This window comes from Pelosinus baikalensis, from assembly GCF_020819555.1.
GTDB lineage: Bacteria > Bacillota > Negativicutes > DSM-13327 > DSM-13327 > Pelosinus > Pelosinus baikalensis.
Genome location: NZ_JAJHJB010000011.1, coordinates 117,403 through 126,377, shown reverse-complemented (window position 1 = coordinate 126,377; position 8,975 = coordinate 117,403). Strand labels below are relative to the sequence as shown.

Here is an 8,975-nt window from a genome sequence, read left to right as displayed (position 1 = left end):
GTACGGTGGTGTGAGAGGTCGCTGGATAAAATAATTATTCAGCTCCTACTCGATTTTAGATTAATTTAGATAATAGATAATAGATAATGGATGTGAAAATTTTGTAACAAAACTGTAATACATTTTCTTTATAATTAGGATATATCTAGCAAAGATAATCGTGTTAAGCATCCACATAAAGAATTAAGATACTGTTGATTCTAGCTTGTCTAAGTTATTTTAGTATCATTGACTTTTCGAATGCGTAATCTATATAACGGAAACTGCAATGAGGTGATTCAATAAAATGATTACTCATATGGTCGACTTTGGAATTGGTCTGATTGTGGGGATGTTTATTTGTCTATTAGTGTGATATCGATTATGATAAAATATAAGGAAAAATAAAATTCAAATGAATAGTTTTCCATTTTAAGGAGAATTTCATCAGAGTTACTAATAATTAAAGAAATATCGCTACTATATACTTTCCTTTGGTAGCAGCAGTATATAGTAGCGATATTCATAAGTGGGATATAGAGGAATAGTATTATTCCTTGATTGTTAAGCCTTTGAAATCAAATGTTTTGTTTGGAGGCGTTATTGTTGTATACTTTGGAATTGCCTTAGGTATAGCGGTCTTATTCGCTTTTTGAAAGTTAGTTAAATATTGATTATTCATAGTTGCATTTACTGCTGATATTGACATTTCAAAAACTCCTTTCTTAATATTGCTGATAACCATGGGTACAAGATTTATATCGAATTCCTTTATTTGAAATTCATTTAGAAATATGTACGAAGTTTCTTTCTAGATGGAAAAATATATTTATCTATAATAATATAGCATGGATTCAAATGTTGTCTAAGAGCAGCGTCCTAGGGATACGGTAACTTGAATAGTTTGTTGCTGCAAAATAAATAAAAGGACTGCCCGTAGTAATTACGGAACAGTCGCAACCAGGCAGTTATAAACACTTGTTCGTTGAGAACCAATTTATTTTTTTTACTCACTTATTATTAGAAACTGTGACTTTCGGTGGTGTATTCTTCTTTTGAATATTTTCATAAACTTCGGCATATTTTTGCACAACATCATCGGCTATAATCGTAGCCGATGATGTCTCATTTGCTTCCTGGAAATCCAGTTGGTTTAAAACGAGCATAGTTAGTTCATGAATTTGGTTCTTCGATAAATTTTTAGTCATAGTAAGACCTCCATTAACAGATTCTTTATAGTATCTTAAGATACCCCAAAATCCTTACAATCATGAATTTTATAAATGAATTTATATGTATTAAAATCGATATGATATGAAGAAAGAAAAGCAACTAAAATAGCAGACTAATGCTATCGTAGTTGCTTGTTCTAGTTGTAAATTAATTCTTAATTCAGCAGGTTAAACTGATTCAAATAATTCTTTAACGGTGTGTAATTCCTTGCGGATGGATATGTTTTGAGGACAATGGCTTTCACACTTACCGCATTCTATACAGTTAGATGCATGTGCTTCTGAGCCAAGGCGGAAATTATATAGAAATTTATGCCGTTCTCTAACTGCAGGACTATCACCAAAGATAAAATTATCATTAAGGATTGTAAAACACCCTGGAATATTCACGCCAGCAGGACAAGGCATACAATAGGCACAAGCGGTACAATTGACTTTTATTCGTTCCTTAAAAATAGACTTTACTTGATTGATGATGTTGATTTCTTTTTCGGTTAATGAATTTGCGTGAGCATCTTGAGCTATTTTAAGGTTTTCAGTAACATGCTCCATAGTTGACATGCCGCTTAAAGCAATTGATACTTCAGGATGATTCCATACCCAGCGCAGTGCCCATTCAACAGGCGTTCTTTTTGGATCTGCCTGATCAAAAAAGGAAAGAGCATCATCAGGAAGATTTTCAGCAATTTTTCCACCTCTCAGTGGCTCCATAATAGCAATGCCCAATCCCTTTTTGGCTGCGTACTCCAATCCTTCTTTGCCAGCCTGATAGTTTTCATCTAAATAATTATATTGAATCTGGCAGAATGACCAATCATAATAATCAACGATTTCTTTGAACAAGCCAACTCTTTCATGAAATGAAAATCCTGCATGTTTGATTCTGCCATCTTGAATTGCCTGATCCAAAAACTCACTAATTCCTGCCTCTTTTAGGCTGGGCCATGTAGAAGCACTAAGTGAGTGGACTAAATAAAAATCAATGGTATCTGTCTCAAGGCGTTTTAATTGTTCATTTAAGTATTTATCCATATCAGCCCGTGTTTTGATTAGCCAGCTAGGAAGTTTCGTAGCTAATTTTACACGTTCTCTATAGCCATCTTTCAATGCTTTTGCCACAAAAGGCTCGCTAGCTCCACCATAAGCCATACCTTTTCCATGATAAGGATATGCAGTATCTATATAATTTACACCTTCATCAATTGCATGGCGAATCATTGCTATTGATTGTTCTTCATCAATGTTAGTAGGATCACCGCCGATAACAGGAAGCCTCATACAGCCAAATCCCAGAACAGAAACCATTTCATTTGTCTTTCCATACTTTCTATATAACAACATAATCACTCCTTAAATTTTACATGAAAATATCCCTCAGATACTTTTATTTTCCATTTCGTTAAAATCTAGATGAATCCTGCTTTGAAACTCTAATTAAATGTATTCGACTTCCAGTTTTTCGAAAATGCTTGATATGATTCGTACGAAAAGGCAAAGATAGTTAAAATGCAGGAGAATAAGTCCTTAGCCGCGAAATTTTACATTGAGAGGGATTCATGGAATATTTGGGGATTGGCTAGAACAACAGCAAATCACGTGAGAGAATATAAACCGGAAAATAGTCAATAATTTACATCGTAAATTTCAATCTCTTCTCCACAAAGTAGGTATGTTTTGAATTTCATACTTTTTTGTTGGACGCTTTTTTAACAAAAAAAAACCACGCTTATAGTAACGTGGTTGCAAGAGGGATGAAGTTTGTTGAATGAGTTTTTTAAATTGATTAACAACTAGAGGAAAAATCATCATTGCAACAACAAAAGAATAGCAAAATGATCACTATAATAATAATAAAGCTACCACCACCGCGTCCGTTACCAAAACCACCGAAGCCCATAAGTATTCCTCCTTTTTCATGCTTAGCCTTATGACTTACTCTATTGTATGCTAAGTGAATACAGGAGGTACCAAGATAAAATCAAATATAAGGATGTAATTCTTAATAATAAAATAAATAAAGTTGAACAATAACGTATCGTTTTAGGATGCTAAAATAGTTAGACAATTAAAATGACTATGTAATTGCAGATTATCTGCTTACATAGTCATTTTTTTATCGGAAGGAAGTGATAAAAGTGTCGAATAATATCCTCACATCATATTGATGTTGGTTGATAGGTGTAACTTCCTTATTTAATTTGAGAAGCGAATAGACGGCCATTTGTGCTGATCGAACAGAATATTCTACAGTAAAAACAACGTCGTCAGGTATTTCAGCGAATTGACCTAGGAAAGCGAGATTGGTTGAGTCTTTCGGTATAACTTCCGGTCGGTCCGTTCTTACCCGCGGCATGAACTGGCTGGTTATAAATGGCATCATGCAGGGGATACAGTTAGAGGTTTTGAGAATGAAGGGAATATGCTTGTGGAACCTGAGATGAGAACATAATTCAATTAATATTTCCTCACCTGTACATTCAGACATCTTTTTTTGTATATAGTTACCAATGTTGTTAGGAAATAAAGAATAGCCCCAAAAGACTTTAATATTCTCAGGCTGATTGATAAAATGTGGCTGATAGGCTAAGACAATAGACATAAACCAATTGGAATCTTTAAAAGTTACTAGAGCGCCTGTGCCGTATGAATTACCTGAGAACTTTTCCATTAAATCAAAAAATATAGGATCTTTACAAGTGACAGTAAAGGATTCCCACAAGGATTTATCTATATGATCTGTAAAGACAGATGGAGTACCCAAATCAGGCTGTTTTCTTACAATGTTTTCCCACAATGTAAAGGAGGCACCTTTGGACCCAAGGCGAGGGGCTGAGGTCATAGATCCAAGACTATAGCCTTCTGTCATAGAGCCATTTGTGACAAAAACTAAGTCAGTATTATGAATCGTAATTTCTTTTTGCTTTCCTGCATCTAAGTAGTGGATACGCTCAATTGTTTTTTCCTTCTGTGACGGCTTAAAATCAAGATCTGTTACCTTGCAATTCATTTCAAAATGAACATCTTGTCCTCCAAGCCATTTTATAATGGGCAATATAATAGAATCATACTGATTGTAGGGGGTTCGAGTTACGCCTGCTAACGTATGAATACGAGGAAATTCGTGCATGAACCGATTGAGGTAACGCTTAAATTCGATAGCACTGTGCCAAGGCTGAAAAGCAAAAGTTGTAGCCCACATGTACCAGAAATTGGTCTTAAAGAAGGAAGGTGAAAAAAATTGCTCAATAGTATAGGTTTTAAGAGCATCTTCCGGGCTAATGGTAAGTTTCATTAAATCCATTCTATCTTTGTTGCTAAAACCCATAGAACTGACATCTACTATTTTGCCATTTTCGTCGACTAACCTAGCTTTAGCATGGGTTTGTACTTTTTTATCAAAAGCAATGATTTCATCTCTCACAGAGATTTGGGGGTCAGTAATAGAAGGAATAAACTTTAAAAGTTCCCAAGTGTATTCATAAGCTTCGTCGTTTAACATTCTGCCTCCGCGCAGGACATATCCCTTTTCTGCTGAACCAGTTCCATCGCAACTTCCGCCAGTAATGTTCATTTCTTCGAAAATATGGATATTTTTTCCTGGGAAATGACCATCTCGAATCAAATAAACAGCGGCCGCCAGAGAACCAACACCAGCCCCAACAAGATAAGCTTTTGTATCATGATTTGCCATTGATAATCCTCCATTTTCAATTGACCTAATTTTTGGAAAAACAATAATAACAGTTATTATAAAGTTTGTACATTCTTAATAAAAATATGTGAAAAAGCTGGAACCTTAAAATAAGAGGATACCAATTGTACAAATGTCAAAGTATAATCCATTGGCTTTAGCTTGTTGACTTACAGTGTAAAGATTGTTACTATCTATTATGATAATCAATATCAATTACTCATAATAGTACTAATAATTAAATGGACTTATCATTTAGATAAGCGCGCGCTAAAAGTGCCTGAATTATTTATAGCTCATAGGAAGTTTAGCAGTACGTTTCTGAAAGGGTGAGATGATAATGTTTGACATGCAGATGAAGCCATATGAAATGATAAATGTAATGGACGAAAATTGTCCTGTATGTGAAGGATTTGGGCGAGTATATAATTTTGAAAACAGTGGATATGAATTCACAATTCCTGCGGAAATGGGGCAAGGATATTGCAAGCAGATTGTAGCAAACCCACATTTTCAAGTATTGTATTTTGATATGAATTTCTCGCAGAGAATGGAAGTGCAGGGCATATCCCGGACACCTCATATTGATTTGTTTTTTTGTTTTGAAGAAGGACTTCAATGGACATTCCAAGGAATGAAAACGCAATTAGGAATGTTAGCAGGTGAGAGTTTTTTAGTTAAAAGCAGGAAAAGCAAAAAAAGGTGTATGTATCCATCTGCAGAAAAAATTCGTTTTATGCAAATCAAAATGAGTCTGCAAAAATTTGAAGAACTTATAAAAAATATTTGTGATGAATGGGACATTTCGGGAATCGGAGAGTGCGAGGAGATCTTTCACCGTAGTAATATAAGCCCAGCAATGCATGTCATTTTGCAGCAGATGCTGAATTGTCCTTATAAAAGCACGTTAAAAAATATGTTTATAGAAGGTAAGATACTAGAGTTATTTGCAGTATATTTTAATGAATCATTGTTTGAGAAAGATAAGGTAGACCATCGAATAAAACTTTCTACTATCGATATTAAAAGTATTTATAGGGCTCGAGAAGTATTAGATGATCGAATCCTTGTTCCGACATCTTTAGTTTGCTTAGCAAAACTGGTGTGTTTGAATGAATTTAAATTAAAACATGGCTTTAAAAGAATCTTTGGGGAAACGGTTCATGCGTATGGCCTATGGAGTAGTCCTCCCTTATATGCAAGAAAGCCTATCTCTATCATTTTCTGAGGTCGGGATGCTTGGAACCTTCATGTTTCTGGGGTACTTGCTAACTGTTGGATTGTCAGGGGTCTTAGCTGTTCGATGGGGATCAAAAGCCGTACTGCTGGTAGGAGGATGGAGCGTTACGATTAGCTTATTTGGTTTAGCTTGGGGATCATCTTTTTGGTGGGTTTCCTTATTCATGTTCACTGCTGGAGCTGGCAGTGCTCTTGTATTTACTCCGCTGATGTCGTTAACGATAGGATGGTTTCCAGATAAAAGAGGAATGGTATTAGGTTTTTTATTGAGCGGGGCAGGAATTGGCATGTTCTTAAATGGCATTTTGGTTTCGAGTATAGTTAAACAATTTCCTGAACTGGGGTGGCGTGCAGTATGGCTATTGTTTGGGGCAATTTCTCTTGGTGTTATTGTACTTGCTATTCAGGTTTTAAAAAATCCTAATCATACAAATAAAAAAGACAGCAACGAGGAAAAACCAAAATGGTTGCACAATAAGGAATTGATTAAAATTGCCTGGCTGTATTTTCTTGTAGGAGTGGGATATTTAATTCCAATTTTATATCAAACTGTTTATATGATAGAACTTGGTATTCCTGATAACATTGCGGGAGGAGTTTTTGCCATTGCAGGAGGACCTGTTTGGGGAATGATTTCAGATAAAATAGGATCACAAAGGACCTTAATTACAGCGTTGCTTTGGGCTATCATCGGGGATATTATTCCTCTTATGTTTCACAACGTGGTGAGTTTTATCGTATCGGCTGTCATTTGGGGATCATCCATAGGGGGAATTCTTGCTTTAATTCAAGTAAAGGCATCCCATCAGGTTCCTCAAAAGTACATTTCAGCGGCAATTGGTTTTATCTCTGCCTTTTATGCTGTAGGACAAATGCTAGGACCTGGGCTTGCAGGATGGATGATTGAGTATCATGGAGGTTTTGCATCTGCGTATTGCTTTGGTGCATTAATTTATTTTATGGGATTACTATTGACTTTAAGCTTAAAGACTAAGAACATGAAAGTCGCTTCCACAAAAGAGTCTTAAGCTTATAAGAAGTAAAAACCTCGCATTTTTGCGAGGTTTTTACTTCTTATAAGCTTAAGGCTGATGTACAGCTTTAACTCCATAAATAGTGCTATAATAAGTACCGCCACGTATACCGTCAGCTTGTACCACAATGGTTCCATTTCCATAGGAAATGGGGACTTTAAATTGATATATCCATCCAGTATAAGGATTACCAATGCCCTCTCTGGCAAAAGGTTCGGTCACTAGAGTTGTTGGAATTCTACTTCCGTTCTGATATAAAAAAATGCGATTAGGATCAGGATAGCCAATAAAACGAACTGCTATATAAAAATTTTGTCCATATAAGGTTGTTGTGGGGATGTTTCGAACTTCTATCCAATCCGTATTTTCAGCACCGACGTGCGTAATTTGAACATTTGATAGATTTGGGGCTGGTCCAGCATTTACAATAGAAGTTACTAAAGTGAATAGGCAAAGTAATACAACTGACATAAGCAACTTTTTCATATATTTAGCCCTCCTTTTATGTTTGATTAACTACGTTTAATCTTCTACAAAAAGTTTGTTTTTCCTTTGAAATTAGAGAATTTAAGACATATATTATAATTTTTCTTGAGATATTCCCCCTATGGAGGATATAATAAAAAGCATGGAGGGGTATTTTATGCAAAATCACAAACATGTTCATCAGAAGCAAATTATTAATAGACTAGCTAGAATAGAAGGTCATGTTAGAGCCGTGAAACAGATGGCTGTTGAAGAACGCGATTGCCCTGAAATATTGCTGCAGATTGCTGCTGTGCGCAAAGCTCTTGATAACACTGCAAAGCTTATTCTTAAGGATCATCTGGAACACTGCCTGATTCATGCCGTCCAAGAAGGTGAGCAGGAGAAGTTTTTGAAGAATTTACAGGAGGCAATTGATCGTTACATCAAGTAAATGGACGGAAAGAACCAGTAAGATTGCAAAAGGCTAGACTGCTTTATGGATTAAATCGAGAGGAAATTATGGTACCATTGCAAATGGATATAATTTATTTGGAAAATAGCGGTTTTGCTGTACAAACTGCACAACATACATTGGTTTTTGATTATTATCAAGATACTTCGGATACAATTGCCAAACTGTTACAAAAGGGAAAGCTTCTACATGTATTTTCTTCTCATAGTCATCATGATCATTTTAATCCGATCATAAGTACATGGCAGGATCAGGTAGCTGCGTTTTTTCTAAGTGATGATATTGGTAATGTAGGTATTAGCCCTGAAAAAATTGTTTGGCTGCGACCTTATGAGACAAGTGTTCATGGGAACTTGCAAGTTAAAGCTTATGGTTCTACTGATCTGGGAGTTTCTTTTCTAGTTGAAGTGGATGGATGGCGATTGTTTCATGCTGGTGACTTAAATTGGTGGCATTGGAAATGGGACCATAAATATAATCAAGTGTTAGCTCAGAATCTTTTTGAAAAAGAAATGGATAAATTGGAAGGCTTGCAATTGGATGTGGCCTTCTTCCCTGTGGATAGTCGATTAGAAGAGTATCGATCAATTGGGGTGAAAGAATTTTGCAGTAGAGTTAATGTAGAGCAATTAGTAGCGATGCATACTCGCGGCGAAAGATGGAGTCCTCCTACTGGATTTTTCGCAAAGGGAAAAGTTGTTGCTTCTTGGTGTCCCATTTTTTCTGGAGATCGGTTACAAGTGAAGAAATCACAAAGAGCTGCCACTGAATTTTGATAAGTGGCAGCTCTTTTATATTGATTAGTATTTAACATAAAAAAATAAATGGAATATAATAATATAACTTAAATAATTTGGATG

At 35.6% G+C, this 8,975-nt stretch carries 9 protein-coding genes; 4 read left to right on the top strand and 5 right to left on the bottom strand.

Annotated elements, in window-relative coordinates; all coding sequences use genetic code 11:
• Window positions 1-529: 529 nt before the first annotated feature.
• The 4 genes from LMF89_RS10325 to LMF89_RS10310 form a co-directional block, all read right to left on the bottom strand.
• A complete protein-coding gene (locus LMF89_RS10325; protein ID WP_229534990.1) occupies window positions 530-688 on the bottom strand; it encodes a hypothetical protein in 159 nt (52 codons plus the stop codon).
• Between the two features lie 301 nt (window positions 689-989).
• Complete coding sequence (locus LMF89_RS10320; RefSeq protein ID WP_229534989.1) at window positions 990-1,187, bottom strand: hypothetical protein; 198 nt, start codon at window positions 1,185-1,187, stop codon at window positions 990-992.
• 192 nt (window positions 1,188-1,379) lie between these two features.
• Complete coding sequence (locus LMF89_RS10315) at window positions 1,380-2,552, bottom strand: aldo/keto reductase (RefSeq protein WP_229534988.1); 1,173 nt, start codon at window positions 2,550-2,552, stop codon at window positions 1,380-1,382.
• Window positions 2,553-3,324: 772 nt separating this feature from the next.
• Complete coding sequence (locus LMF89_RS10310) at window positions 3,325-4,902, bottom strand: oleate hydratase (protein ID WP_229534987.1); 1,578 nt, start codon at window positions 4,900-4,902, stop codon at window positions 3,325-3,327.
• Between the two features lie 340 nt (window positions 4,903-5,242).
• Between LMF89_RS10310 and LMF89_RS10305 the strand changes: the two genes are divergently transcribed.
• Both LMF89_RS10305 and LMF89_RS10300 read left to right on the top strand, forming a co-directional pair.
• Window positions 5,243-6,130 carry a hypothetical protein gene (locus LMF89_RS10305; RefSeq protein ID WP_229534986.1) on the top strand — a complete coding sequence of 296 codons (888 nt, stop codon included), beginning with the start codon at window positions 5,243-5,245 and terminating at the stop codon, window positions 6,128-6,130.
• Complete coding sequence (locus LMF89_RS10300; RefSeq protein ID WP_229534985.1) at window positions 6,066-7,169, top strand: MFS transporter; 1,104 nt, start codon at window positions 6,066-6,068, stop codon at window positions 7,167-7,169. Before LMF89_RS10305 ends, LMF89_RS10300 begins: the two co-directional genes overlap by 65 nt.
• 54 nt (window positions 7,170-7,223) lie before the next feature.
• On the opposite strand, the gene LMF89_RS10295 is transcribed toward LMF89_RS10300, so the two are convergent.
• Window positions 7,224-7,661, bottom strand: coding sequence for a DUF4879 domain-containing protein (locus LMF89_RS10295; protein WP_229534984.1), 438 nt, complete (start codon window positions 7,659-7,661; stop codon window positions 7,224-7,226).
• Between the two features lie 157 nt (window positions 7,662-7,818).
• Here LMF89_RS10295 and LMF89_RS10290 point away from each other — a divergent pair, with 157 nt between their 5' ends.
• Together LMF89_RS10290 and LMF89_RS10285 are read left to right on the top strand one after the other, a co-directional pair.
• On the top strand, window positions 7,819-8,094 hold the full coding sequence (locus LMF89_RS10290; RefSeq protein ID WP_007935287.1) for a metal-sensing transcriptional repressor: 276 nt from the start codon (window positions 7,819-7,821) through the stop codon (window positions 8,092-8,094).
• Between the two features lie 68 nt (window positions 8,095-8,162).
• Window positions 8,163-8,891: an MBL fold metallo-hydrolase gene (locus LMF89_RS10285; protein ID WP_229534983.1), complete on the top strand. Its 729-nt coding sequence runs from the start codon at window positions 8,163-8,165 to the stop codon at window positions 8,889-8,891.
• Window positions 8,892-8,975 lie beyond the last annotated feature (84 nt).